This window comes from Rheinheimera sp. NSM (assembly GCF_052380015.1).
In the GTDB taxonomy this organism is placed as follows: domain Bacteria; phylum Pseudomonadota; class Gammaproteobacteria; order Enterobacterales; family Alteromonadaceae; genus Alishewanella.
The window spans coordinates 77,657-103,686 of record NZ_JBQTCI010000002.1 but is presented as its reverse complement, the minus strand read 5'-3'; the positions used below and the strand labels follow the sequence as shown (position 1 = coordinate 103,686).

Below are 26,030 nucleotides of genomic sequence, written 5' to 3'. Positions count from 1 at the left end.
CTATCGATGAATGAGCACAAACGAGAAAAACACATTAACAGATGAGTTTTAATCATCTATAGTAAGCACTTAACAGATTGCAGATCAGGAGAGCGCAATTGCAGGTATCGTTACAGGCACTCAAAGCATTTGAGTCTGCGGCGCGGCGCGGCAGTTTTAAACTGGCTGCAGAAGAGCTGTCGCTAACGCCGACTGCAGTGTCGCATCACATCAGCAATCTGGAGAGCCGGTTAAATGTTAATTTGTTCCATCGACAAACAAGGCAGATAGTGCTGACTGAAACAGGCAGAATACTGGCGCAAGCCACGACTGAAGGCTTTCGGAAAATTGACAACGCCTTGGCAGAGCTGAAAACAGCCGGCAGCGTGGTAAGGGTAACAACAACATCATCATTCGCCGCAATGTTGCTGATCCCGGCGCTGCAGGGATTTTCGCAAGCTTATCCCAATATTGTGGTTGAAGTATCAACAGGTGAAACGGTAGATAACCAACCCTATATCATCCCTATCCGCTACGGTGATGCCACAACCGTTGCGCCCGGCGATATTATCCGCCATGAGCTGTTCGATGTTTTTGGTAGCCATGGCATGAAGCCACCTTGCTGGTCCACTGAACCTGTTACACTTTTTACCACTGCATGGAAAAATACCGCCTTGCCTGAGGCGCCATTAGCGGCCTGGCTGGCAGCAAACGGGTTGGAGAGGGCTAATATTGTCGTGAAAAAATTTGACCAGGAGCTTTTCGGCATACAGCAGGCGATGGCAGAAAACGCACTGGTATTCTGTTCCACCACCCTGACGATGCGGCTGCTAAAAATGAATCTTTTACAACAGTTTGGCACCCGGCCCGTCACATCTGACCTATGTTACTACGTACCGGATAAATCAAGTTTTGATAGCAGAAATACACATACCTTTTTAAACTGGCTTGGCGGAGTTCTGAACGAGTAACGTCAGTATCGCCCGCCTGTGGCTGTCAGATAAGTGAGGCTGGAAAAATGAAAGTAAAACGCATCGTTGCAAACATAGCGGCATCAAATCCTGCTGATGCCAAAGTATTCTATCAATCTGTTTTCGGCCTTGAGTTGGTGATGGATCACGGCTGGATTAAAACCTTCAGCGCAGAGGAAAAAATGATTGCACAAGTTAGCATAGCCTCAGAGGGCGGCTCAGGCACGCCGGTACCGGCACTATCCATTGAAGTGGATGACCTGGAGGCAGTGCTGCAAACAGTTAAGGCGAAGCATATTCCAATTGAATACGGCCCTGTCGCGGAACCCTGGGGCGTGCGTCGGTTTTATATTCGCGACCCCTTTGGCACACTAATCAATGTGCTGCAGCACCAGTAGCCCTGCAAATAAGGCCCGGCGCATTGTGCTTTGTTGACGTTGAGCTTCTGCACAGCGGTGCAGTTAAACTGTCAGGCCAGGCCGTTACAGTACTGCAAGGCAAAATGACAATTGCCTGAGTAACAGCCGGTAGTTAACTTACTGTGCCTGGTTAAGTTGCTGCAACACAGCGGCCGGATCAGAAAAGTCGCTGATTTCAGTTAATACCTTGCCGTCTTTTACTTTTAATAACAGCGGAATATTGCGCACATTAAAGTGCTGAAACAGCACACCCTTGTGGTCAATGTTAAACGCTACTGCCATGTTGTACTGCGCGTTAAATTCTTTAAGGGCGCTATCGTCGGTCCACAGATGATTAACAATGCCGCTCCAGCCGGCGTCTGTTGCTTTGGCAGCTAAAGCATTAAGCCCTTGTTGCGCAGTTTTGCAGTGCGCAGCCATAGCGGGCCGTGATTCAGCCAGATACCAGTCGCACCAGGTGGCGGTAAAAAACAGATAATGTTCGCCTTGCAGATACGGCGCTATCAAACGTTGTTGCTCTGCACTGCTGATCTTGTCTGAACTTGCCACCGGTAACTGCTGCCCTTGTGCCAGCCGCTGCACCAGGCCATCCAGTGCTTTGTCAGACTCATGGCTGCTATACACTTGTTGGCCGGCGCTATTCATTAACACTGAATAAGGCGTACCCACTAAGCCAAGTTTGCTGGCAAGCTGGCCGCTGGTATCCAGCCAAACCGGCATGGTTAAACCAAAGCGTTGCACAACGGCAGCGATTTCTTCTGCTTTTTCATTGATATCGATGTTTACCGCAACAAAACTCACCTTATCGCCGTGTTGCTGATATAACGCCTGAAAGTGCGGCATTTGCTCAATACAGGGCTTGCACCAGGTGGCCCACAGTTTGATATACAGCGGTTTATCCGCCGCTAATGTGCTCAGGCTTATGGCTGACGCATCCGGAAATGTTTCCAGTTCAATCAGCTTTAAATCGGCTGCTGCCGCACTGGCAGGCTGAATAAACCCCCGGCAAAAAATCAGCAGCGAGGATAACAGTAGCAAGCAGGCAAACTTAGACATTTTTAACTCCTTTTGATTGGACGCTAACGATGCTAACAGCTGCGTTATGCTGCGTATTGTAAAATTGCGACAAATACGGCCATTGCGCTTAACACACTGCAAATAACAATACGCTGCTAAAACGCGGCCAGCAACTCTTTGGCTACGCCTTGTGCATCAAAGCCCGGCCGGAAGCGGCCGCGAAACTTACCGGCCGGGTCGATGATGGAAAAGCTAACGGAATGGGCAATGCTGTAACTCTCTTTCTCTGCGCTAACGCTAAACTGCACACCCAAACCGGCGGCAAATTGTGCCAGCTGTGTTTCGCTTGCGCTGACACCGAGAAATGCCGCGTTAAAATAGCTGACAAATTCGTCGATTTCAGTAATTGAATCCCGGTTTGGGTCTACCGAGACAAAAACATAAGTCACCTTGTTGTTGGCAAGGCGCTCATCGTCAAGCAACGCATCGGCCAAAGTTGCCATTTGCATTAAAGCGGTAGGGCAAATATCGGCACAATGCAAAAAACCAAACCACACTATGGTCCAGCGGCCTTGCAGCGCCTGGTTGGTAAATTCGCCCTGCACAGAGTTAAGGCTGAAATTGGCCAGGCTGCGTGGTGTGGTTAACCACTCTATTGTGGCGGGCTGATTGGGCTTGGGGACCAGAAAAGCCGGTAAAGCCCCCGCTACTACGCCCAAGACCAACAATAACAGGGCAATAATGGTTTTATGCATCAGGCTGCTCCTTAGCGCCAGCATACAGTAAACTCAGCGCAACTAAGGCCGGCAAGGTTACGCCGGCGAAATCGTCAATCAGCGATTGTGGCCCACAGATCCCTACCAGCACTTCCCAGACATGAAACACTGCATGTGATACCAGCCAGGCCGTTGGTACTGACCACAGTATTAAGCGCTGCTTGCGGTACAGGGCGCCATATACAAAGGCGGCGCCTAGCAGCAGATAGTTCATGCCAATATCGCGCAAAAAATGCTGATTAAAAGGCCCGCGGTCGGGCACGCCCGGTACCAGCCAATACCAGGTTTCCGGTGCTATGGTCATAAAGCTGCCGTTAACCAGCGCCGCCAGACCAAGCAATAATGCGGCCGGGCTAAGCAGCTTATTCAACATTTTGCGCCTCTGCTGCAACAACGGCGGCGCGGTTGGGTACAAGGCTGGCATCGTTTAGCTGAATGCGGCTGCAGGTTTTACCGTAGCCCAGCGCGTATTTCAGCGCCGGATACACCCGGTAAGAGCTGATAGCAAAACCAATAGCCATAAGCCCTTTGCTACCCCATAACGCCATTATTTTTTCACGCAACAGATCCGCCTGTGGCTGGTGCGCCAACACCAGCTCAGTAAATTGCACCACCAGGGCGATATCTTCCGGCAGCTGATGTAAGTCGTGCTCAATAATGGCGCGCAGCATAGCCGCACTTACCCCGGCTTCCAGCGCCATATTTACCACCAACTGCGTGCAGGGCCCGCAGTCTTCAAAAATGATCGCCCGCAGTCTGGCGGCATACAGCGGCGCGGCCGCTAAATTTCCCTGATGAGATGACATACTCTGAAACGCCATAAACTTTAAAAAAGCGGCTAAATCTGTTTGCAGCAAGTCCTGCTGATAACGTACGTCGTAGTTGTAACGGTTTTGCAGCCTGAGCAGCATTTTATTCAGCGTATATCGCATCATTTCGGGCACCTTAAGTCATTAGCGCCGGCTTGCAGCGGCTGTGGCGATGACGGTTGTGATGGCTGTTGCGATGGGTGCAAAGCCGGCTGCGGCTTCTCCTGTGCCAGCACCGGCTTAACCAACAACAAGCAGCTGCATAAGAAAAGCAGCGCACAAGCGTACAGCATCAGGGCAAAGCTGCCGTTATCCAGCAGGCCGGCCGCGAACAAGGGCCCCGTCGCCAACCCCACAGAAGATACCAGCGCAGCAATAGCAGACAGCCTGCCACTGCTGTCTGTTTGCGCGCTTACGGCCAACAAGTAAGACAGCACCGCCGGCCAGCAAAAAAACAGTAACGCCATGGCCACAACATACAGCAGGCTGTGTTGGGAGTAGTTAAGCAGCAACGCCGCAGCAACAGACAGCGCACTGAGCACCAGCAAAAAATGTAACCGGCCAAAACGCCGGCCGGTCACTACCGGCAGCATGGCACCTGCCAGCCCGGTCAGACCGGTTAGTGCGATATAGGTATTAACACTGTCGCTGGCAATATTGGCCGCCAACCCGATAAGCCCGACATAAGCCCAAATAGCACTGGCCGCTATTTGATAAAGCATAATGGCCAACAGCAATAACAGCGCGTTGCGATACGCCCTGCTCCCGGGTTCTGTGGCTAAAGCCGCTGGCCGCGCGGCTGCGGCGCGGTTTAACGCCAGCGCCGGTAAACACAGCATAAAAACCAGGCTTGACGCAGCAATAGCGGCCATCACATAGAAAACCGCATACGCATTGCTAAGCCGTTCCAGCGCCGGCAGCAGGTAAATAACCAGCGAGCCAATACTAAACTGCAGCAATAGCAGGGTGCCAAAAGCGCGGTCAGGGTTGTCCAGCCGGGCCAGCACGGAAAAAGCCATACCTATACTCAGCCCGCCGGCAACCCCGGCGAAAAAGCGCCACCCCAGCATAACGCTGTAGCTCTGGATCCATAGGGTGCTGAAGTCAATCAGGGTTAGCAGCGCTAAAAATGCCAACATGGCCGGCTGCCACTGCAGACGGCGCACTAAAAAAATAGCGATAGCGCTGCCAAGCAAAGCGCCGTAACCGTTTAGCGCAACAATTTGGCCGGCTTCAACCTCTGTAAAACCGATACCGCCTGCCAGGGCATTGACGACACCCGGCAGAAAGTTAATGTAAGACAATCCGGCCATGGCGATAAAGGCCAGCAAAAAGTAGATTAACGGGTGATTAGCGGGGTGTTTTGTTAAATCAAGGTGCTGCAGCATCATTCCTCACTCAAAAAGCAGTTTGCCATTGGTGATGCCATGTTATGCCGCTGAAAAGTGTGGAAAAACAGCCGCGCCGCCCTATCAGTCGTGAATACTATTCATCAATTTTCATGTTATCTTGAGAGCACAGCGCAAAGCAGCTTAACCGGGAATTACAGCTTATGGATAAACTGCGTTTATTAGATATATTTTTAGCCACCTGTGATGCCGGCAGCTTTGCCTCTGCAGCAAAAAGCTGTAACACCGATCCTTCCACGGTTAGCAAAGCCATTGGCCGGTTGGAAGCAGAGCTGAAGCTGACGCTTTTTCAACGCTCTACCCGCCGGTTAAGCATTACCACAGCAGGGCAACGCTACGCCGATACGGTGCGTAAGATGATGCAAGACCTCAGCGCCTGCGAGCACGAGTTGAAGCAGCTGAACGATTCTCCGTGCGGCACTTTGCGTATCAGTTCGGCCGCCTGCTACGGCCACCTCTATGTTTTGCCGTTGTTGCAGGCTTTTTGTCAGCGTTATCCGGCCATTAAGCTGACACTTGAGATCAATGACTTGCACGTTGATATTATTGATAACGACATTGATATCGCCCTGCGCACCGGCTTTGTAAAAGACAGCCGTTTAGTGGCGCGGCGGTTAAGCCCGATGGATTTTCTGATTTGTGTATCACCGCAGTATTTAGCGGCACGAGGTACGCCGCGTTGTGCCGACGATTTTCAGCACCACAGCTGGATTGGTTTTCGCATTAAACAAACCCAACAGCTACAGCCGGTTTTTTTGCCGGACCATAGCGGCGAATACCAACCCTATGAGCTTGAGCGCAGCCATATCACCGATGATGGCGAAGCCATGGCATCGATGTGCGCCCTTGGTTTGGGCTTTGCGCAGTTGCCGCATTTTCTGGCAAAACAGGGCTTGCAAAGCGGCGCCCTGGTGTCGCTGTACCCTTATTACCGGCCGCCACAAGCCGATAACGGCGTGTTTGCCATTTACGCCAAACGCGAGTATTTACCGGCCAGGGTCAGGCTGTTTATTGAATTTATCAGCGCATATTTAGAGTCGGCCGGGGAGAGTGCTAACCATACCTGGGCGGAAAACTGGCCGGCGCTGCTCAGTTTTCCCCGTTAAAGTACGGCGGCAAATGCAATAAGCCACAGCTGCAGCCGTTAACTCTTGCGCCGCACCAATAAAGCGCCTGTCAATCAATAGCGGCGCTGCATCAGCCAGTGCTGGTTGTTGCGCCCGGTGCGGGGCCACTGAATAATGTTGGCCGCGTTGCCGGTACCGGCGCCCTCTACATCCAGTAGCATGCCGCTTAGCGCCGATTCCACTTCGACATAATTGCTCAGCGGCCTGATTTGCCAGCGCTGGCCGGCACTGCCCCAGTAATTCCACTGCGCAATATTGGCGCCCGCTGCGGTGCTTATTTCCCATACGTCCAGTGCTTTTAAGCTGTTGGCGTTAATCAGGCTGTATTGACCGGTGCCAAGATCGAGCAGATACCACGCCTGATGCAAACCGGCATTGCTTTCATACTGCACCACGTTGCCGCCGTTGCTGCCATCTGCACCGGCAACCTCCATCAGTTTGCCGCTACGCCGGGAGCTAAACTGATACAACCCCTCGCTGACACCACCGCATTGGCTGATCGAGTTAAAGTTGTGCGTCAGTGACGGCCAGCCGGCAGAAAATGTCATACGCTGAATATCCAGTTTGGCCTTACCACCATCGTTCAGATCGTAATAATGCGTCGACACATACTGGCAGCCGTCTTGCTTCAGTACGCCAACATGGCCCGGGCCTTTGCGTTTGCCGTCCTGATTAGGCAGCAGGTTACGCTCAGCGGTATAAGGGCCAAGCACATTAGCAGCACGGGCTACCTGCACCTGATAAGTACTGTCGGCGCCACGGCAACACAAACCGCGGGTAAAAAACAGGTAGTAGTAATCACCATGACGGCTAATATAAGGAGCTTCTATTGACTGATGCCCACCGCCGTAAATTTTAGTCACCGCGCTGGCAAGTTTGCCGCTGTTCTGATCGATTTCGGCCACGCCAAGGCCGCCAAACCAGGAGCCATAAGACATATAAACTTTGCCGTCATGATCGCGAAACAGTGCGGCATCTATCGCATTAATTTCGTCCCGGCCACCAAAAGATTGCACTACCATGCCCAGATCCTGCCAGTCGGGATTTTTCAGCGATGCTGTACGGACCACACCAATGGCTGAGCGCGAGCTGCCAAAGGTAGAGACCGAATAATACACGTAGTAGTAATCACCCATTTGAATAGCGTCCGGAGCCCAGAAGTGGCCGTTAAAATCGGGCACCGCCGTGTTGATCCAGGCCGGCCAGCTGCTACCGAAGATATCGCCGGGACTGTGCCAATGCACCAAATCAGTGGAGCGGGAATACCAGACACCGTCACCGGTAGTAAAATGGAAGTACGTATCACCATCGCGCAGCAACGTCGACGGATCGTGCGAGTTGGTAATGCCGGTTAAATCCAGTGCCGGCGCCGCTGTGCTGCCCAGCAGCAGCGCAGTTAAGCCTACAAGGCGTAAGGCCGCCAGTACGCGCAGTATGTTATTTCGCATAGCTCACCTGTTAAAGTTAGAGTGCCAGATGTTAATGGCATTATTGTATTACAATAATTTAAATAACAAGGTAGCAGCAATAAGAATAAATGCCAAGGCGTGGCCGCAATAGCCGGTTTAGCTTGCTGTTTTAACTACTGCTTCTTTTTCTGAACTGCGCCGCTTTATAGCGGTTGCCGCATAACGCCATACTGCACCAGCGCCGCTTATGTGCTTTAGTGCGATCATAGAACCACAAAATACAGTCCGGATGTTCGCACTGTTTTACCAACTCAACATTCGCTTCAACCAACAGCTGAGCCACAGCTTCGGCTACCGGCCCCAGCAGCGACGCTATGGTTGTACCACTGGCTATGCGGCTTAGCGCCAGCTTGCCGTCATTGTCGCGCGCTAAATGCAGTGCGCTATGGTACGCATGCAAATACTCATTCAAGCCGCTGATATCCTCTGATTTTCCTGCTTTAAACGCGCTAATCAAGCCTTTGGCAAGGCTGCGCAGTGCTTTGGCCTGCGCTAACAATTCACCCGCAGCGAATGCGCCCCCCCCTGCGGCCGGAACTATGCTGTGTTGTGCCAGCCAGCGCAGTACATCCGCATCGCTGTGCCAGTATTCAACCGTCTTGTCATCGTTACGCGCTTCGGTATTAAGCAGGTCCAGCGCAAGGTGATCACCCAGCATCGGTGCGGCGTTCAGGTTGTCGTCGTGCGGTTTTGCAGAAGCAGCCATACAGTAACCTCTAAAAATTAATTTGACAGGTTAGCACAAGTGCATCAGACTTGCACCAGTAACCATTTAAAATAAGTTTTAATGGTTACAAGATTTGTCTAACACTAACTTTAAGGAGCTATCATGACAACGTCCAAAATGCTGCTTGCCGCCGCAAGCTTAACCGCCTCTTTGTATGCCAACGGTGCAGATAATCCACCACAGGTGCACCACCAGTCCATAGATATACAGGGTGTGAATGTGTTCTATCGCGAAGCCGGTTCGGTACAGGCGCCTACGGTGTTACTGCTGCATGGTTTTGGTGCCTCATCGTATATGTTTCGTCAGCTGATACCGCAGCTGGCAACCCAATATCACGTTATTGCGCCGGATTTACCTGGTTTTGGCCAAACTACGGTTAACAGCGGCGTCAAATTCAGCTACAGCTTCGACAATCTGGCCACGGTGATTGACGCCTTCACAGTGGCGAAAAAGCTGGAGCGCTATGCCCTGTACGTGTTCGATTACGGTGCTCCGGTGGGCTGGCGCCTGGCAGTAAACAACCCGCAAAAAATCACCGCCATCGTTAGCCAGAACGGCAACGGCTACGAAGAAGGCTTAAGTGCTGGCTGGGCTGATATGCAAAAAGCCTGGGCTAATCCTACGGCGGAAAACCGTGCAGCGTTGCGCCGCTTTAATACGCCGCAGATGCTGAAATGGCAGTACACCGAAGGCGTGACAGATGCCTCGCTGATTGCGCCTGAAACCTACCAGTTGGCCCACGCCGCAATAGAGCGTATTGGTGTGGAAGTACAGCTGGATTTGTTAGTCGACTACGGCAACAATATTAAGCAGTACAGCCGGCTGCACGACTATTTTCGCCGTTACCAGCCACCGCTGCTGGCAATCTGGGGCGAAAAAGACCCGTTCTTTCTGCCGGCAGGCGCCAATGCCTTTAAGCGTGATAACCCAAACGCTGAGGTGCAATTCCTTAACAGCGGTCACTTTGCCATTGAAACTCATGGCGGTGAAATCGCCACACAGATGCTGCAGTTTTTACAGCGTAGCATTAAAGCCAAAACCGAATAACCGCGGCGACGGCGGGCCGTGCCGACCAGGCCCGCCGGCAAAACCGGCTTAGTGCATGTTTTGCCGCTACCGTTAAGGCTGCCTTCTTTGTCAACGCTTGTGCTAGTATGCCAAATATTGATAACTGCTTGATGATACACACGCTTTGCTGAATTTCTTCCGGCCTGAACAAAAGCAGGTGCTGTTAATTGCCCTGCCGATGATTGCCTCTAACCTGACTATTCCGCTGCTGTCGTTGGTAGACACCGCCGTGGTGGGCCACTTGGAGCATGCCTGGTATTTGGGTGGCGTGGCGCTGGGTAGCAGCCTTATCAGCCTGTTGTTTTTACTGCTCGGCTTTTTGCGCATGAGCACCACCGGCTTAACGGCGCAGGCGTTTGGCGCCAAAGATGCGAATGCTATACGTAATAGCCTGCTGCAGGCCGCTCTGGTGGCATTAGGGTTAGCCTTGCTGTTGTTACTGCTGCACCCGCTGGTCATGCCGCTGGTGCAGTTGTTCAGCAATGCCGGCAGCGACGTGCTGGAGCAAGCCGGTATTTATTTTCAGATCCGCATCTGGAGTGCGCCGGCGGCGCTGTTGAATATGGTACTGCTGGGCTGGTTTTTAGGCCTGCACAATGCCCGCTACCCAATGTTGCTGTTGCTGTGGAACCAAAGCCTGAATATTGTGCTGGATCTACTCTTTGTGCCGGTTTTCGCCTGGAACGTGGCCGGTGTGGCAGCAGCGTCGGTGATTGCCGATTACAGCACCTTGCTGTTGGGGCTGTATTTGCTGCGCCGGCTGTGGCGGCAACAGCAGCTTGGCGCGGTAAGCCTGTTACAGCTGCAACAGCTTAGCGGCTATGGCCGGTTGTTTGCGCTAAACCGCGATATTTTTATCCGCAGCCTGTGCCTGCAACTGGTGTTTGTGTTTATCGCCTTTCGCGGCGCGGCTTTTGGCGATAGCGTAGTGGCCGCCAATGCCGTGCTGCTTACTTTCCTGATGCTGGTGTCTTATGCACTGGATGGCTTTGCTTATGCTGCCGAAGCCTGCACCGGTAAAGCCGTGGGCGCTAAAGATCACAGCGAATTGCAGCTGCTGTTTAGCATACTGGCACAGTGGGGTCTGCTGTTGGGGCTATTGTTCAGCCTGCTGTTTTGGCTCGGCGGCCCGGCACTGATTACGCTGCTTACCTCTATTACAGAGGTACAGCAAACGGCTGTAACCTATTTACCCTGGCTTATCGCCCTGCCCCTGGTAGCGGTATGGAGCTACCTGCTGGATGGCATCTACATTGGTGCCACCCGGGCCCGCAGCATGCGTAACAGCATGTTGCTGTCGTTCGCCGGCTTTGTCATGTGTTATGCCATAACGCAAAGCGCCGGTAACCATGCACTGTGGTTGGCGCTGTGCGTATTTATGCTGCTGCGCGGCCTGACACTGGCGTGGCCGCTTTACCGCCGCGGCACGGCGGTATTGTTTTAATAAAGAGCAACGCCGTGGCCCGGTGGTATTATATTAATAAAGAGCAGCGCCGTGGCCCGGTGGTATTATATTAATAAAGAGCAGCGGCACGGTTTTTCTGTTCAGCTAAGCTGCTGCCGGATCCAGCTTTCTGTTGCCGCAAGCGGCTGCGGCCTGGCGAATAAATAGCCCTGATAACAGTAGCAGCCGCTATTACGCAGCAAGTTAAGCTGCGCCTGTGTTTCTACCCCTTCTGCCACCAGTTTCATACCAAAGGTGTTGGCAATACCAATAATAGCATCCACTATGACCCAGTCTTTCGGTTGGCCGGAGCTGCCGCTGCGGACAAAATATTGATCTATTTTGACTTCGTCAAACGGCAAGCGCGACAAATAAGACAAGGAGGAATAGCCGGTGCCGAAATCATCCATGGAGAACTTAATACCCAGTTGCTTGATTTGCTGCATCCGTGCGACGGCATCGTCCAGATCGGCCAGCACCAGGCTTTCGGTTAATTCCAGCATCAGGCAGCCAGTGTTAAAACGGTATTGCTGTAGCAATTGCTGCACTGTGCTGACAAATTCCGGCAGGTAAAACTGCCGTGCGCTGATATTAACCGACATTGTCAGCTCAGCCAGCTGCGGCACAGCCTGCCATTGCTGTAACTGGTGGCAGGCTTGTTGTAACGCCCAATAACCTATGTCGTCAATCAACCCGGTTTCTTCTGCCAGCGGGATAAAGTCGGCCGGTGAAACAAAACCCCATAGCGGATGTTGCCAGCGCAGCAATGCTTCTACCCCAACTACAGCTCCGGTATCGGTTACCTGCGGTTGATAATACAAACTCAACTGCTGCAGCTCCAGCGCTGACCCCAGCGCCTGCTCCACCGCAAAGCGTTGCTGAATTTGCTGATACATAGCCGGCTCAAACAGCCGCAGACAATTGCCACCAGCGGCTTTGGCGTGCGACAGCGCAATATCGGCCTGCTTTAACAACTCATCTGCCGTGGCAGTTACATCATTAAATACACAACAGCCTACACTGACACTGCTGTTATAAAAATGGCTGCTAATGGCAAACGGCTGCTGCAAAGCGTGTTGCATTGCCAGCACAAACTGTTCCAACTGCCGCCGTGCGGCAGCCGGTGATAACGGCAAACCGGTAAGCAACAACACAAACTCATCACTGCTGAAGCGCCCGCAAGCACTGCCGGGCGGCGCTATCTGTTGCAAGCGTGCAGCCAGCTGCTTTAACAGCTCATCCCCGGCTTTATGGCCCTGGGTGTCATTCAGCCGTTTAAAATTATCGACATCAATCAGCAGAATGGCTGCGCTTTGATCCGCTGCATTAAACTCGTTGCAAAGCTCTTGCAGGCTTTGGCGGATTTTTCGTCTGTTGTACAACCCCGTCAGGCTGTCAAAAAAAGCCAACTGATGAATTTGCTCATCGGTGGCTTTGCGCGCTGAAATGTCGGTAATAAAACCGCTCCAACTAACTCCGGTAGCATCGCGCTCCGGTATCGCATTGCCAAACAGCCAGCGCACACTGCCATCAGTGCTCACCACCCGGTATTCATGCCGCCACGGCGACAATTGCTGTGCCGAGCTGTAAACCGACTGCATCATGGCATCACGGTCCTCCGGGTGAATCGCATTCAGCACCGGTGTGGCATCACGCTTTGCCTGCTCAGGGCTGATGCCATATAAATCGTGGATAGCCTCACTGGCATAAGGAAAGGTAAAAACACCGTCGTGGCTCAGATGAAACTCATACACCAGGCCGGGCACCCTTGACGCAATGCGCTGCAGGCGTGCCGCCACCATACTGGCCTGAGCATGAGCAACATCGGAGCTCAGCTCGGCAGAGGTAATGCGCTGGCGCATCATTACTGCCACCGTGGCCAGCAGTAAAATGGCCACCGCCACCACCACCGCCAGGGTACCTAAGGTTTGTTTACTCATGGTAATACCACCGCCACCGCTTATATCAGTAGCCGGCAGGTACACAGTAGCGTGCATTGCCACATAATGCATGCCGGCAATAGCCAGCCCCATTACCACAGAGCTGAGCAGCTCTAATATGGCTTTGTTACGTATCAGGTTTGCCAGCCAGGGCCGCACGCCCAGCGCCAGCGTTGCCAGCACGACGGCCAGCAAAATAGACACGGCAAACATCAGCGGTTGGTACAGCCGCTCTGCCTGCATTACCATGGCAGCCATGCCGGTGTAATGCATGGTGCCAATACCGGCCCCCATTAACACACCGCCGGCCATAATATGCGCCGCGCGCTGCTTTGTTGCTGCCACCACCTGCAACGTAACATAAGCCGCCGCTATGGCCGGCAACACCGATAACAAGGTAAGGCCTGGCTGATAATTAACCTCAACCGGCAGTTGCAATGACATCATACCGGTAAAATGCATCGCCCAAACCCCCAACCCCATCGCCACGGCACCGCTGCTGTGCCACAGCCGGCGCGAAGCACTGTTGGCGGAGCTTTGCATTAAATGGCTGTGACTAAAACTGGTATAGGCGGCAAGGATGGCAATAAGCAACGACAGCAGCACCAATGCCATCGCATGATGGCCCTGGTAGGCGACAGATAAATCGGTGGTGTCGGAGGTAAATTCCAGCAGTGGCATAATCAGGCCCGAAGCGGCAGCTAACCCACAGTATTGCTCAGGCTATCAGACACCACAAGAAAGACGCTGTAAATCACCTGCCGCCTGAGATTAGCGTTAAAACGGAGCCGGGTGTTGTTGTAAAAGCAGCGCTATATCATCCAGCATGGCCAGGGTTAACGGCCGGGAAAAAGCGGCGATATTTTGCTGCAACTGCGCCATGCTGGTGGCGCCTATGATCGTCGCGGTTACACCATCTACCTGATTAACCCACGCCAGCGCCAGGCTGGTGGCACTGACATTATGGCTTTGTGCTAATTCAGTAAAGGCCGCTATGGCGCTGTTCGACTGCGGCGTATCGCGAAACAAGCCATTGCGCTGCAGCATGCTCCAGCGTGTGCCTTTTGGTCTGGCGCCGCCAAGGTACTTACCGCTTAAAGCGCCACCAGCCAATGGCGACCAGGGCAGATAAGCGATGTTGTCGTGCACGCATTGCTCAATTAGATAGGGCCAGTCTTTGCTGTGCAATACACTGAATTCATTTTGAATTGATACCATGCGCGGCAGATTATGCTCCGCGCTCAGGCGAAGGTATTGGCTGATGCCCCATGGCGTTTCGTTAGACAGCCCGCAAAAGCGGATCTTGCCGGCCTTAACACAGCTGTCCAGCGCCTGCAGTAAGCCCAACATCTGTTCAGTTTGCTGTTCGGTATTTACTTGCGTAAAGCCAATACGGCCCACACTGTGTTTACCAAAATGCGGCGACACCCTGTTGGGCCAGTGCAGCTGATATAAATCAAGGTAGTCGGTTTGTAACCGCGTTAGCGAAGCATCCACCGCTTGCAGCAGTGTCGCCGGAGTCATGTCGCCGCCGCCGCGTACATGTGCCAGGCCATTACCGGCCATTTTGCTGGCCAGCACAATGTTGCCGCGTTGATGTCTGTTGCGGCTTAACCAGTGACCAATAATCCGCTCTGTGGCGCCATAAGTCTCTGCTGTGGGCGGTATAGCATACATCTCTGCAGTGTCGATAAAATTCACGCCCTGTGCCAGGGCATAGTCCAACTGAGCATCGGCGTCGGCCTGCGTATTTTGGCAGCCCCAGGTCATAGTGCCCAAACAGACGCGGGACACCTCAACGTTACTGCTACCCAATACAGAATATTGCATACTCACCTCTTTAGCTTACAACGTGCCAGCACCTTAGCGAAATAGCGCAACCCTGGCAACACAGAGGTAAAAATTACTTGAATGTTAATTAAAGTATGAAATTAATGCCGTTAGCAATAATGGCCGGCAGCCGCAGCCATTATTGCAACGCGCCAGCCAAATACTATTTTAAGTAAATTAATTCATATAGTTAAAAAACACACGGCGGTAATTTCCGGCTTATTTTACAGCCTGGCCTGCAACCTGCACCGGTTTAACTGTCCTGTTGCCCGGACGTGTTCACCAGCGGTTTACCACTACCGGTTACCGTTATCGTTTTACTTATTAAGGAGAACCTCACTATGGCACAGTTAAATACCCCCGAAATGAAACATGCATCCGATATTATTCAGGTATTAAACAGCGGCATTGAATTTTACGCCGACGCTAAGGAAAAAGTTAATGATCAGAAGCTGGCACAGTTTTTTGACCGCATGTTAAATGCAAGGCGCATGGTGAAAGAGCGCTTACAGCCTTTTGCCGTACAGGAAGATGGCAAACGCGAAGAAGGTTCAGCGTTTTCAGTTGAAGCCAGAAAGGTATACACCAAGGTGATTGGCGCTATATCCTCTGATAAAGACCATACCTATATCAGCCAGTTAGAAGAAGTAGAAGATAAAACGCTGGACGAGCTGCGCATAGCGCTGAAAGACAAACAGCCGCCGCAGTATGAAGCTGCCTTGCTGCAATCTATGGCAACTATGCAGGAATGCCACGATGAAATGCGGGCGCTGAAAAAAGCCGGCGACCACTAAGCCGCGGCAGTTCGCTGCCTGATGTTAATTTACTAAGCTACAGGTGTACCCGTCGTTCTTTCCGGCCGGTGCACCTGATCCGGCGTTACCGCTTGCTCTGCCAGATCATCAGCCACCAACTCCAGATCGTCCGCTTCCAGTGCCACGGTTTGCTCAGCGCTGGTTTTACCCTCCAAACATAACCTCATCAGTAGCGGAAAATGATCTGAGCCGATATTCGGCAATCGCAGTATTTGCTGCACGCTGAAATGCTTGCTGTGAAACAGATGATCCAGCGGCCAGCGAATAAACGGATAGCCGGCATGAAAGCTGTTAAACATACCCCGGCCAATGCGCGGGTCGAGTAAGCCACTGAGCTTACGAAACAAACGCGTCGTTTCCGACCAGGCCACGTCATTCAGATCACCGCTGACGATAAGTGGCTGCCGGCACTGCGCCACACTTCCTGCCAATACCAGCAGTTCAGCATCGCGCTCGGCGGAACTTTCGTTTTCAGTTGGCGCCGGCGGCGCCGGGTGGACAAAATGCAGCACTACGCGCTGACCGCTTTGCAGTTCAACTTCGGCATGCATCGAAGGTACATCGGGCTGCACCAGAAACTGAATAGCAACATTATGCAGCGGTAAACGTGAATACACATGCATACCATACAAATTATCCAGTGGGCATTTAATACTGTAAGGGTAGCTTGAACTTAACTGGTCCAGCTGCTGTTGCCACCATAGATCCGACTCCAGCGTAACCAGCACATCCGGCTGATGCTGCTTGATTAACCCGGTTAAAGTAGCAGCATTGCGGTTTGTCATCAGCACATTGGCAGTTAAGATTGAAATGGTATCCAGTCCCGGATCCGCAGTTTTACTTAACGCTACCTCAGTGCGGTGCAACCTGGTGTAAGGCCAAATCCACCACAGCTGAATGAACAGACAAGCCAGCGTCAGCAATATCATCACAGCGCTGCCGGCCCGGCTGATATCCAGCATCGCGACTTGCATCAGCAATAGCAGCGCACTAAGCACAGCCAGTTGTAAACGGGGAAAACCCAGCCCGCGGACTAACCAATGTTTAATCCGGCTTAGCGGTAAAAGGGTAAGTAACAGCAATATTACAGTCAGTACAGCAAAACCGGCCGGCATCGGGTAGTCCGTTATCAATTATCAGCCGTTAACCCTAACGGATTGTGCGGGCACAGGCAATACCACAAGAAAATGCCGCAAGTCACCTTAGCGTGTCCGCACTTTATTAGCAGAGTTAATCTGTGGTTAGCAGGGTTAATCTGTGCTGACTGTATGCTTTACACCGGCTACGGTTTCAGCATCGAAGCTGATCAGCAGTTCAACACGACGGTTAGCCGCACGGCCTTGCGCGGTGCTGTTATCTGCAATCGGCTCTGCCGGGCCACGGCCTTCAGCAGCCAGTTGTGCTGTTGTCAGGCCCTGCTGCTGTAAAAAGGTCATCACCTGCTCTGCACGCTGTTGCGATAACTTATTGTTATACGTCAGCTGGCCGGAGCTATCGGTATGCCCAAGCACAGTAACTTGCTGATAATCAATACCCTTTAATGATTCAGCTACTGCTGTAAGCTGGCGTTGCAGCTCGTCACTTAGTCTGGCGCCATCATGCGAAAAGGCAGTAATGCCCGGAAAGGACACTTTAACCTGATGCTCTGCCGGCGTTGAGGTGACCACACCAGCGGCAGGTTGCAGCCGGGCAGTAAACAGCGTTTGCGCTTTGGCGGCTCCGGCATTCACCGCTGCCGGATCTGCAGCGCTGCTGTTGCCCGAGGTACTGACACAGCCGGTAGAAAGTAAAGCAGCAACAACTGCAATAGAAAGCGATAAAGTGCGCAAAATTAATACTCCGCGGTTCAATGTTAAATAATGCCGCACACTTTAAAGCTTTTATTTGAGCAAATAAACACCTTAACTTAACAATATTAAAATAAAACTTCACAATGGATTAATTGAGCATGCTACCGGAGGGCATAGCTACTGCGCCACTGCCGCTTTGGCGTGAAATACTGCAATAGCATCATTCAGCCGTTGCAAAATATCCGGCTGCGCCGCCAGATAACTGTTGCTGATATAAAAACCAAACGGCAAGCTTATTTCTTGTTGGATGTTGTAGCGCGCTGCATCTAACTGTTGCCTGGCGATAAGCGCACGGGCCACGCCGGACGGCAACATAATGGCGTCTACGCGGTTAAAATCCAGCAAATTGAATAAACCGTGAATGTCGTTAGTACCGGCGGTAATTTTATAGTTTTGTTGCTCTAACCAGGAGAAAATATTGCTGTTCATTTGCGCTGACACCAACGCATTTTGCTTAAACTTAATGCTGCCGGGCTCCAGATCGCGGTGTTCTTTTAACCACACCCAGCTCCAGTCTGTAATAATCACCGGCGCAGAGAAACGCGCCACATGGCTGCGTTCAGCGTTTTCAGTGGCCAGAAAAAATACGTCGATAAGTTGGTTTTGCATATCAAGCAAAGCACGGCCAAAATTCGGTACCGGTGTCAGCCGGTAGTCGAGCCCGGCTTCCGCCATAATGGCAACAAAAGCATCATAACCCGGCCCGCTGAACTCCCCTTGTGCCAATGCGGTATAAGGCGGGTAATCCGGTATAGCAATACGCAGCGGCTTCACCTCAGCGCTACAGAGCGCACTGCTCAGACACAGCAAAATACAAAGCAGACACAGCTTCATTTACTACAATCCTGTACAAATTATGAGTGACGCTTACCAACGCAGAGCTATTAACGGTTAAATATCGTTCACAATGCCGGTTTACGCAATAATGTTCCTTTGTATTACCCGGCGCGGTTAAACAATAAAGCCGCAGCTTACCCTGGCTGCGGGCAATGATATTGCAGTTCTTCAGCTAATGCATTATGGTTGCGCTATGCAAACGACTCTTAAGCCTGAGGCACTAAACCGCAAAGTTTACTGCCGGCATTATATCGCTATCGCCTGCCATTCTCAGGCCGGTTTTGCCCTGCGCAAAACCGGCTGACACCTGCTTATCACCTAACTATTTTATCTTTGTAAACCAAAGCTGTAATGTATTTTCAGGAGCCCGCAATGACAACACCTGATATCACCCTATCCACTACCGATTATGATCGGCTGGATGCCTTACTCAGCAGCCTTAGCGCAGACAGCGTCGGCTATGATACCTTAAGCCAGGAGCTGGAACGCGCCAGCGTCGTTACACCGGAGCAGCTGCCGGCCAATGTGATCAGTATGAATTCCACAGTGCGTTTTCGCCTTGCAAGCGGCAAAGTCAGCACCCTGACGCTGGTATACCCAAAAGATTTGCCGCACAGCGCCAACAACATTTCGGTGCTGGCGCCGGTAGGTTGTGCGTTGCTCGGTTTAAAAACCGGCGATAGCATTAACTGGCCGTTGCCGGGCGGCGATATGTCGACCATTACTGTAGAAGAAGTGGTGTACCAGCCTGAGCGCGAAGGTGCTTATCATCGCTGACGGGCAATGCTGCGGTTACCGGCTTAGCGGTAGCCGCAGCATAGGCGAAGTGACTGCAGCAATGTTACACTAACGCCGTTATTGCCGTATTAACCAATAGAAACTTCAACCAACAGAGTAGTATATGCGTGTGTTTATCCGTTTATTTTTCCGCTTAGTCCGCCTGATCTTAACCCCTTTTATGCTGTTGGCTGAAAAGCTCAGCACACCAAAAGCCATACAGCGCAGCGAAGCAGAGCAAACTGCCGTGGATGCAGCTTGTAGCCAACTGGCACTGTATCAATTTCGCGCCTGCCCGTTTTGCATTAAAGTGCGCAAAGAAATGGCACGGCTGGGGCTGAATATCGCCAAGCGCGATGCGCAGCATAATCAGCAACACCGTAGCGAGCTGGAAACTGCCGGCGGCAAGATAAAGGTGCCCTGCCTGCGGATTGCAACAGCCAACGCTGAGGTGCAGTGGCTGTATGAGTCAGCTGATATTATTGCTTATTTGCAGCAGCGTTTTGCGCACACCTCAGCGACAGCACAGTGACCACGGCAGCCTGATAATCCTGCTTCGCAAAACGGTTTAACTGCTATAAAATGCGCCACCTTACTTTGCGCGGGCAGTAAACAGCGATGATGTCGTCCAATGCGTTATACACGGATTTATCCGGCTATTATGATCTAATGTGTTGCGACATTAACTACCCGGCGCAAAGCAATACCGTGCACCGCTTGCACCAACTGCTGGGTAACGGCGGTAAAACCCACCTCGATTTAGCCTGTGGCACCGGCCCGCACATTCGCCATTTTATCGACTATGGCTACCACAGCAGCGGGCTGGATTTAAACCAACCTATGTTGGACTTAGCAAAGGCGCGCTGCCCGCAAGCCCATTTTATGCTGCAAAATATGTGCAGCTTTACGCTGGATAAGCCGGTTGATTTAATCAGCTGCTTTTTATATTCCATTCATTACAGTGCCGGCATTGCTCAGTTACAACAGTGTATTGCCAGCGTGTTTAATGCGCTAAACCCGGGTGGCATATTTTGTTTTAATGCGGTAGATAAAGATAAAATTTGTAACAACAGCGCTGTGCGTCACAGCACCACCCACGGCGACAGCCACTTTGTGTTTGAATCGCTGTGGCACTACAGTGGCGTGGGCGAGCAACAGGCGCTTAAACTGCGCATCGCTAAAACCAACGCCGGCAATACTCAGCGATGGCAGGATGAACACCCTATGGTTGCCATCAGCTTCGCCCAACTGCAGGCGCTGCTGAGCCCTTATTTTGAAGTGCATATGCTGGCACACGACTACGACAAAATAGCCCCCTGGGATACTACGTCCGGCAATGCGCTGTTTGTTTGTGTAAAACGCTGATTGCTGTCATTGCTTGTCGTTTGCCGCATACTGACTAAGCACGCCGGCGGCACGCTAAGCGCCGCCCGTTTTGTCTCAGCGCAGCTGGCCTGATGTAATGTTGCCCACGCCTGCTGCGGTTCTTTGCACCGGCTTAATACTGCCGTCGGCATTAAACTGCAGGTATTCTGCCGCCACATGGCGCTGCCTTTTATCACAACCCGACTCAGTAGTGTCCAGCCAGCGATGGTAAAACAGTAACCATTGGCCGTTATACTGCACTATAGAATGATGGTTGTTGCTCTGATGCTCCTGCGCCATAAATTCGCCGCGGTACGTCCAGGGGCCAACCGGGCTGGTAGCCGTGTAGTAAGTCAGTACGCGGTTATTTTCCGGCATGGTAAAGTAATACAGATCATTGCGTTTAAATACCCAGGGGCCTTCCATCTTCGGCTCATAGCCGCCCATATCCATTTTGATAAAATCGCCTTCAATGCCACGCATATCGTCACGCATTTTTACTACGCGATAATCAAAATCAATGCCGTGAAAATACAGATAAGCCGTGCCATCATCGTCAATAAATAACGCCGGATCATTGGCATAGGGCGTACGCCACAGCGGCGCGCCAATCACATCTTTAAACGGCCCGGTTGGCGAGTCACTCTCTGCCACGCCGATGCCCATCCACTTAGTGCTGTTTTGCGGCTTTACTCTGTCTTTTACCCCGCTACCGGCCGGAAACACTAAATAGTATTTACCGTTTTTATAGGCAGCATCCGGTGCCCAGGCATAGTCATCCGCCCAGCTCAGCTGGTCCACGGATAACACGGCGCCGTGCGCTGTCCAGTCTGTCAGATTGTCGCTGGAGAACACCTGCCAGTCTTTCATATGAAAATCGGCCTGGCATTCTTCATCATGCGAGGTATACAGATACAAGCGGCCATCTTGCCAGACATGGGCCGAAGGGTCTGCCGTGCGAATGGGCTTGCCATCAATCAGCAAGCCAAAATCCAGCGGATTTTTCGCTTGCGCCGTGCCGATAACCAGTGCACAGGTTAAACCAGCCACAGGCAGCAATGTATTGAGCTTTAGCATATTCAACACCTTTGGTAACAGAGCAAAACCTTATGCTGAACCAAAGCAAAGCAGCAAAGCCAGCAGAACAACCAATTAGTTGGCTATTTTTCCAGGTATGAAACTCTACTGATATATCCCATGCCACGACTCTGTCATTTTCGCGAAGTACTAAAACGCAACTTGTCTTTACTCCGGCAAAGCATTACCATTTAAATGATAACTATTATCATTAATATTAAGATAAAGGAGCTTCAGCTTGCGTTACCCTCTGCTTTCCACTCGTTCCGCTTCTGCCCGTAGCACAGCAGCGACATTAACTGCTCAATCACAGATTTGCATCCGTCCGGCTTTGCGGTTGCTGCCTTTAACCTTTGCGGTGTGTCTGGCTTTGTCACCGTTAAGCGCTGTCGCCACAGCAGCTGGCGGACAACAAAATACAGAGCAAGCTGAGTCGTCTGTTGAGACAATCCGCGTTAACGGCAAAAGACTGCAGCACAGCTCGCCCGGCCGTATGCCGCTAACAGCAAGAGAAATTCCGCAATCGATCAGCGAAGTGTCTGCCGAACTGATGGCCGCCGCTAATATGATTGATATCAATGATGTAATGATGAATGTGCCCGGGGTCAACGTTACGCTGTTCGACACCCAGCGCCCGCTGTACTTTGCCCGTGGTTTTCAGATCACTGATTTTCAGGTTGACGATATTCCCACCTACAGCGGCAATACGAATCAGGAATATGACACCGCCCTGTACCAGCGGGTTGAAGTGATCCGCGGTGCCAATGGTTTATTCTCCGGCGTGGGCTCGCCCTCGGCCACAGTAAATTTACTGCGTAAACGCCCGGGCAAAGACGTTGCCGCTTCGCTGTCGGCCAGTATCGGCTCCTGGCAAATGCGCCGTGCGGTAGCTGACCTTAGCACACCATTAAATAACGATGCCTCTGTGCGCAGCCGCCTGGTATTAGCCGGCTTAGATACCGACAGTTTTCGCGATCGCTATCGGGAAAAAAAGCTGGCCGGGTTGTTTATTACCGAAGCCGATTTAACCGACAGCACCACGCTAACCGTTGGTGTGCAGGGCCAGGATAACAAACCTGAAGGCACTATCTGGGGCACAGTACCCATTTTTGCCGCCGACGGCAGCCCGGCTAACTTAGCGGTATCGACCAGCTATGCGCCCAATTGGACGCACTGGCAGCGCAATACTTATACGCTGTTTAGCGACATCAGCCATGAATTTGCTGATAACTGGCGCCTCAAAGCCGCCGTTAACCGGACTGAAGGTGAAGTATCCAGCCTGCGGGTGTATGCCACAGGTTTCCCCGACCGCACAGATGGCAGTGGTTTAACTCTGCTGGCCGGCGTAGGTGCCGGTGAAGATAGCCGTACCAGCTTTGATCTGTACTTAACCGGTAGCTATATGCTGCTGGGCCGTGAACACGATCTCATCGCCGGTGCCTCAGTGTCGGAGCTGGACGCCGAAACTTCTCTGTTCAGCTCACTATCTGACTGGTCTTACGCGGTACCGGATGCCCGGAACTATGACGGCAGCGCACCAATGCCACAGTACAGCAAAACCGGTGCTTACCGCCTGGCCAGCACCAAACAACGCGGTTTTTACCTGGCCAACCGGGCCAGGCTAAGCGATGAGTGGTCACTGGTCGCCGGCGCCCGCCTCAGCAACTGGGAAACCGCAACTGACAGCTTTGATACCGGCGGCCAATATACCGCTACCTCCGGCGCTTATAAGGTCAGCAATGAGGTAACCCCTTATGTCGGCTTAGTGTGGGATCTATCGCAGCAACATAGCCTGTATATCAGCTATACCGATATTTTCAGCCCGCAAAATTACAAAGATAAAGACAACAACTTACTGGCACCGGTGCTGGGGGAAAACCTCGAGCTGGGCATTAAAAGCAGCGTGTTTGACGGCCAGCTGTCCGTTAACGCTGCGCTGTTTAAAACCCGTCAGGACAACTACGCTGTGCGTGACCTGAGCCAGCCGGAAAACAGCTTGCCGGATGGCAGCTCGGCCTACCGCGGGGTAAACGGTACCGAAAGCCAGGGTTTTGAGATCAGCGCCAGCGGGAATATATTTGCCGGTTGGTTACTCAATGCCGGTTACGCTTATGTTGATACCAAACGCCATGCCAACGACAGAATTTGGACTAATTTGCCGAAACATTCTGCGCAGCTGTCAACGCATTATCAGTTCAGCGGTGAGCTGGCAAAGTTGATGCTGGGCGGTGGCTTTAACTGGCAGGGTGAAACGGTGGGTTATGGCGTAAGTCATCCAACAGAAAGCGCCGGTGTTACCTATACGCAAGATGCCTATGTACTGGCAAATCTGTTCGCCAGCTGGCAATTTAACGACAAACTCAGCAGCACCCTTAGCGTTACCAACCTGTTTGACAAGGTGTACTGGGCCAATATCGATTACGCCAACTATGGCAAACCACGTCAACTGACATTAAGTCTGCGTTGGCAGTACTAAAATACTCTCCTGTACGGGCAACAGCTGTTGCCCGCTACCAGTAGTGGCGAAACATCTCCCCTGCTCTACTGACTTAGCCTGGCATTACACCTTAATTTTTCCACATTTTAACAATAGCATACACTTTCCCGCTACCCTATCAGCCATAATGTTGGCTGGTTATCGCCCGGTTTTCACCGTAGACTGATGATGCTATGCCCACCGGAGTTGTAAAAACGATGCTCAAATTGTATGCCTTATTATTTTGCCTGGTTGCCGCTTACCCGTTGCAAGCCAAACAGCAGCTGCGCTGGTGTGTGTGGGAATTCCCCGGCAATGTCGACTTTAATAATAAGGCGAAAGAGGCACAGGGCGTCTCGGTTGATTTTATGCAGGAAATGGCGCGCCGCGCCGGTTTTGAGCTGTTGATCAGCAAAGCCACGCCACCGGTGCGCTGCCTGAAAGAATTAGCCGACGGCAGCAGCGACCTGGTAGTCAGCATCCTTAAAACCGGTGATGGCAGAGCAGAAATTGACTATATACCTTATGGTGCCCGCCAGCCGGACCGGCTTTATTTATCGGCATCTGATAACCGCTCTTTGGAGCAGGTAGCCGAACTATCTACCATGACGCTGGCAGCGATACGTAATTACGGTTTTCATCCCAAAGTGAAAAAAATTGTCGACGCCATGCCGCCGGCACAGCTTATACGTGTTAATTCAATCTATTCCGCGCTTGAAGTGGTTGCCAAACAACGGGTAACTGCAGCGCTGCTGCCGCCCACTCAGGTTGCTGCTGTGCTGCAACAGCACCCTGAACTGGCCGGCAAAATTAAAGAGCTCAGTTTTCCGCTCAATATTGTTCAGCCGCAGCCGGTGTATATCGGTTTAGCCAAAAGCTGTCAGTGCCCGGCTATATCGCAAGCTATACACCGGAGTATTGCGACAATGACCGAAGATGGCAGCATAAAGCGTATACTTGGCGACAGAATTATCAGCGGAATATAAGCGTCTTACAGCAAGCCGCTTATTTTGCTGCAGTAGCTTTTGCTGCTTTAGTGTTTGGCGCCATTCGGTACAGCACAGCATCCACATCGCCCAACGCATCACGGTGCATAAAGCGTTTGACAAACTGCATGCCCAATTTACGCATAACGCCAATAGAGCCGGCGTTATCCGGCACCGTAATGGCCGATAAAAACTCCACCTTACTGTTATGTGCCAGTACCGCATCTGCCACCGCGCGGGCCGCTTCACTGGCATAGCCCTGCCCCCAATACTGCCGCTTAAAACGCCAGCCAAGTTCAACATCATCCGGACTTGGCGTTGCCGTATTAAACCCCATTGGCCGGATCAATACCCAGCCCAGGTAAGCATTATCCTGCAAGCGGCGCACCTGCCAAATACCAAACCCCTGCGCCGGGCTGCGGTACTGCGCCATGCGCGGCAGAAATGTGTCTGTAATGGCTTGCATCGTTGTCAGCTTGCCGCCGCTAAGGTAGCGCATTACCTCTTCATCTTGATCTACTTCAAACAACAACTGCGCATCCTGCTCAGACAGCAGGGCGAAGCTTAATCTTTCTGTTGCGGGGACGTTAAGCATTAAAGGTTTCCTGTTTTTTCTGTGCCGATCCACACCGGCAACTTGTTGCACATCGAATTTATGGATTAAGGCAATCGCTTTAATTCGCATAAAACAATCAGCAACTTACTATACTATTTTTGCTGTTGTTTTCCGAAGCGGACAACGCTTTGCAGTGTCCGCCGGGAGAAAAAAACTGCCATTCAACAGCGTTGTGTTAACGCTAACCGGGTGGCTGGTTTGATGGGTATCAGTACGTTGCTGTGTATAACGATGATACGTTAACTT

General features: G+C 52.0%; 25 protein-coding genes. 11 read left to right on the top strand and 14 right to left on the bottom strand.

Annotated features, from left to right (window positions below; genetic code table 11):
• The first annotated feature begins 77 nt into the window (after positions 1-77).
• Both ACTZWV_RS06345 and ACTZWV_RS06340 read left to right on the top strand, forming a co-directional pair.
• The gene (locus ACTZWV_RS06345) at positions 78-950 is read left to right on the top strand and encodes a LysR family transcriptional regulator (RefSeq protein WP_444785733.1); all 873 of its coding nucleotides are present in this window, start codon (positions 78-80) and stop codon (positions 948-950) included.
• A gap of 47 nt (positions 951-997) precedes the next feature.
• Entirely contained in the window at positions 998-1,348 is a 351-nt protein-coding gene (locus ACTZWV_RS06340) for a VOC family protein (RefSeq protein WP_444785732.1), read from the top strand.
• Positions 1,349-1,486: 138 nt separating this feature from the next.
• On the opposite strand, the gene ACTZWV_RS06335 is transcribed toward ACTZWV_RS06340, so the two are convergent.
• The 5 genes from ACTZWV_RS06335 to ACTZWV_RS06315 form a co-directional block, all read right to left on the bottom strand.
• Positions 1,487-2,425, bottom strand: coding sequence for a TlpA family protein disulfide reductase (locus ACTZWV_RS06335; RefSeq protein WP_444785731.1), 939 nt, complete (start codon positions 2,423-2,425; stop codon positions 1,487-1,489).
• A gap of 116 nt (positions 2,426-2,541) precedes the next feature.
• The gene (locus ACTZWV_RS06330) at positions 2,542-3,141 is read right to left on the bottom strand and encodes an SCO family protein (protein WP_444785730.1); all 600 of its coding nucleotides are present in this window, start codon (positions 3,139-3,141) and stop codon (positions 2,542-2,544) included.
• The gene (locus ACTZWV_RS06325; protein ID WP_444785729.1) at positions 3,134-3,535 is read right to left on the bottom strand and encodes a hypothetical protein; all 402 of its coding nucleotides are present in this window, start codon (positions 3,533-3,535) and stop codon (positions 3,134-3,136) included. Before ACTZWV_RS06325 ends, ACTZWV_RS06330 begins: the two co-directional genes overlap by 8 nt.
• Entirely contained in the window at positions 3,525-4,097 is a 573-nt protein-coding gene (locus ACTZWV_RS06320; protein WP_444785728.1) for a hypothetical protein, read from the bottom strand. The genes ACTZWV_RS06325 and ACTZWV_RS06320 overlap by 11 nt, the downstream gene beginning before the upstream one ends.
• A complete protein-coding gene (locus ACTZWV_RS06315; RefSeq protein WP_444785727.1) occupies positions 4,094-5,362 on the bottom strand; it encodes an MFS transporter in 1,269 nt (422 codons plus the stop codon). Before ACTZWV_RS06315 ends, ACTZWV_RS06320 begins: the two co-directional genes overlap by 4 nt.
• Positions 5,363-5,523: 161 nt before the next feature.
• Between ACTZWV_RS06315 and ACTZWV_RS06310 the strand changes: the two genes are divergently transcribed.
• Complete coding sequence (locus ACTZWV_RS06310) at positions 5,524-6,486, top strand: LysR family transcriptional regulator (RefSeq protein ID WP_444785726.1); 963 nt, start codon at positions 5,524-5,526, stop codon at positions 6,484-6,486.
• Between the two features lie 74 nt (positions 6,487-6,560).
• Here the strand turns inward: ACTZWV_RS06310 and ACTZWV_RS06305 are convergent, their stop codons facing one another.
• Positions 6,561-7,955 (bottom strand): family 43 glycosylhydrolase, encoded by a 1,395-nt coding sequence (locus ACTZWV_RS06305; RefSeq protein WP_444785725.1) that lies wholly within the window; start codon positions 7,953-7,955, stop codon positions 6,561-6,563.
• Positions 7,956-8,085: 130 nt separating this feature from the next.
• A complete protein-coding gene (locus ACTZWV_RS06300; RefSeq protein WP_444785724.1) occupies positions 8,086-8,682 on the bottom strand; it encodes a CGNR zinc finger domain-containing protein in 597 nt (198 codons plus the stop codon).
• 123 nt (positions 8,683-8,805) lie between these two features.
• Between ACTZWV_RS06300 and ACTZWV_RS06295 the strand changes: the two genes are divergently transcribed.
• Together ACTZWV_RS06295 and dinF are read left to right on the top strand one after the other, a co-directional pair.
• On the top strand, positions 8,806-9,750 hold the full coding sequence (locus ACTZWV_RS06295) for an alpha/beta fold hydrolase (RefSeq protein WP_444785723.1): 945 nt from the start codon (positions 8,806-8,808) through the stop codon (positions 9,748-9,750).
• A 145-nt stretch (positions 9,751-9,895) separates the two neighbouring features.
• A complete protein-coding gene (gene dinF, locus ACTZWV_RS06290) occupies positions 9,896-11,215 on the top strand; it encodes an MATE family efflux transporter DinF (RefSeq protein ID WP_444785722.1) in 1,320 nt (439 codons plus the stop codon).
• A 101-nt stretch (positions 11,216-11,316) separates the two neighbouring features.
• On the opposite strand, the gene ACTZWV_RS06285 is transcribed toward dinF, so the two are convergent.
• Together ACTZWV_RS06285 and ACTZWV_RS06280 are read right to left on the bottom strand one after the other, a co-directional pair.
• The gene (locus tag ACTZWV_RS06285; RefSeq protein ID WP_444785721.1) at positions 11,317-13,836 is read right to left on the bottom strand and encodes a bifunctional diguanylate cyclase/phosphodiesterase; all 2,520 of its coding nucleotides are present in this window, start codon (positions 13,834-13,836) and stop codon (positions 11,317-11,319) included.
• Between the two features lie 96 nt (positions 13,837-13,932).
• Positions 13,933-14,985: an aldo/keto reductase gene (locus tag ACTZWV_RS06280; RefSeq protein ID WP_444785720.1), complete on the bottom strand. Its 1,053-nt coding sequence runs from the start codon at positions 14,983-14,985 to the stop codon at positions 13,933-13,935.
• A gap of 341 nt (positions 14,986-15,326) precedes the next feature.
• On the opposite strand from ACTZWV_RS06280, the gene ACTZWV_RS06275 reads away from it, so the two are divergent.
• Positions 15,327-15,779 carry a PA2169 family four-helix-bundle protein gene (locus ACTZWV_RS06275; RefSeq protein ID WP_444785719.1) on the top strand — a complete coding sequence of 151 codons (453 nt, stop codon included), beginning with the start codon at positions 15,327-15,329 and terminating at the stop codon, positions 15,777-15,779.
• A gap of 32 nt (positions 15,780-15,811) precedes the next feature.
• Here the strand turns inward: ACTZWV_RS06275 and ACTZWV_RS06270 are convergent, their stop codons facing one another.
• The 3 genes from ACTZWV_RS06270 to ACTZWV_RS06260 form a co-directional block, all read right to left on the bottom strand.
• Positions 15,812-16,933 carry an endonuclease/exonuclease/phosphatase family protein gene (locus tag ACTZWV_RS06270; RefSeq protein WP_444785718.1) on the bottom strand — a complete coding sequence of 374 codons (1,122 nt, stop codon included), beginning with the start codon at positions 16,931-16,933 and terminating at the stop codon, positions 15,812-15,814.
• Between the two features lie 117 nt (positions 16,934-17,050).
• Positions 17,051-17,629: an OmpA family protein gene (locus ACTZWV_RS06265; RefSeq protein WP_444785717.1), complete on the bottom strand. Its 579-nt coding sequence runs from the start codon at positions 17,627-17,629 to the stop codon at positions 17,051-17,053.
• Positions 17,630-17,767: 138 nt separating this feature from the next.
• Positions 17,768-18,484 carry a substrate-binding periplasmic protein gene (locus ACTZWV_RS06260; protein WP_444785716.1) on the bottom strand — a complete coding sequence of 239 codons (717 nt, stop codon included), beginning with the start codon at positions 18,482-18,484 and terminating at the stop codon, positions 17,768-17,770.
• Positions 18,485-18,859: 375 nt separating this feature from the next.
• Here ACTZWV_RS06260 and rnk point away from each other — a divergent pair, with 375 nt between their 5' ends.
• From rnk to ACTZWV_RS06245, 3 genes are all read left to right on the top strand, one after another.
• The gene (rnk, locus tag ACTZWV_RS06255) at positions 18,860-19,264 is read left to right on the top strand and encodes a nucleoside diphosphate kinase regulator (RefSeq protein WP_444785715.1); all 405 of its coding nucleotides are present in this window, start codon (positions 18,860-18,862) and stop codon (positions 19,262-19,264) included.
• A 124-nt stretch (positions 19,265-19,388) separates the two neighbouring features.
• Positions 19,389-19,796, top strand: coding sequence for a glutathione S-transferase N-terminal domain-containing protein (locus tag ACTZWV_RS06250; RefSeq protein ID WP_444785714.1), 408 nt, complete (start codon positions 19,389-19,391; stop codon positions 19,794-19,796).
• 86 nt (positions 19,797-19,882) lie between these two features.
• On the top strand, positions 19,883-20,629 hold the full coding sequence (locus tag ACTZWV_RS06245; protein ID WP_444785713.1) for a class I SAM-dependent DNA methyltransferase: 747 nt from the start codon (positions 19,883-19,885) through the stop codon (positions 20,627-20,629).
• A gap of 75 nt (positions 20,630-20,704) precedes the next feature.
• Here ACTZWV_RS06245 and ACTZWV_RS06240 read toward each other — a convergent pair whose 3' ends face one another.
• A complete protein-coding gene (locus ACTZWV_RS06240; RefSeq protein WP_444785712.1) occupies positions 20,705-21,706 on the bottom strand; it encodes a family 43 glycosylhydrolase in 1,002 nt (333 codons plus the stop codon).
• 337 nt (positions 21,707-22,043) lie between these two features.
• Between ACTZWV_RS06240 and ACTZWV_RS06235 the strand changes: the two genes are divergently transcribed.
• Both ACTZWV_RS06235 and ACTZWV_RS06230 read left to right on the top strand, forming a co-directional pair.
• Positions 22,044-24,182 (top strand): TonB-dependent siderophore receptor, encoded by a 2,139-nt coding sequence (locus ACTZWV_RS06235; RefSeq protein ID WP_444785711.1) that lies wholly within the window; start codon positions 22,044-22,046, stop codon positions 24,180-24,182.
• Between the two features lie 218 nt (positions 24,183-24,400).
• Positions 24,401-25,168, top strand: coding sequence for a substrate-binding periplasmic protein (locus ACTZWV_RS06230; protein ID WP_444785710.1), 768 nt, complete (start codon positions 24,401-24,403; stop codon positions 25,166-25,168).
• A 19-nt stretch (positions 25,169-25,187) separates the two neighbouring features.
• Here the strand turns inward: ACTZWV_RS06230 and ACTZWV_RS06225 are convergent, their stop codons facing one another.
• A complete protein-coding gene (locus ACTZWV_RS06225; RefSeq protein WP_444785709.1) occupies positions 25,188-25,763 on the bottom strand; it encodes a GNAT family N-acetyltransferase in 576 nt (191 codons plus the stop codon).
• Positions 25,764-26,030 lie beyond the last annotated feature (267 nt).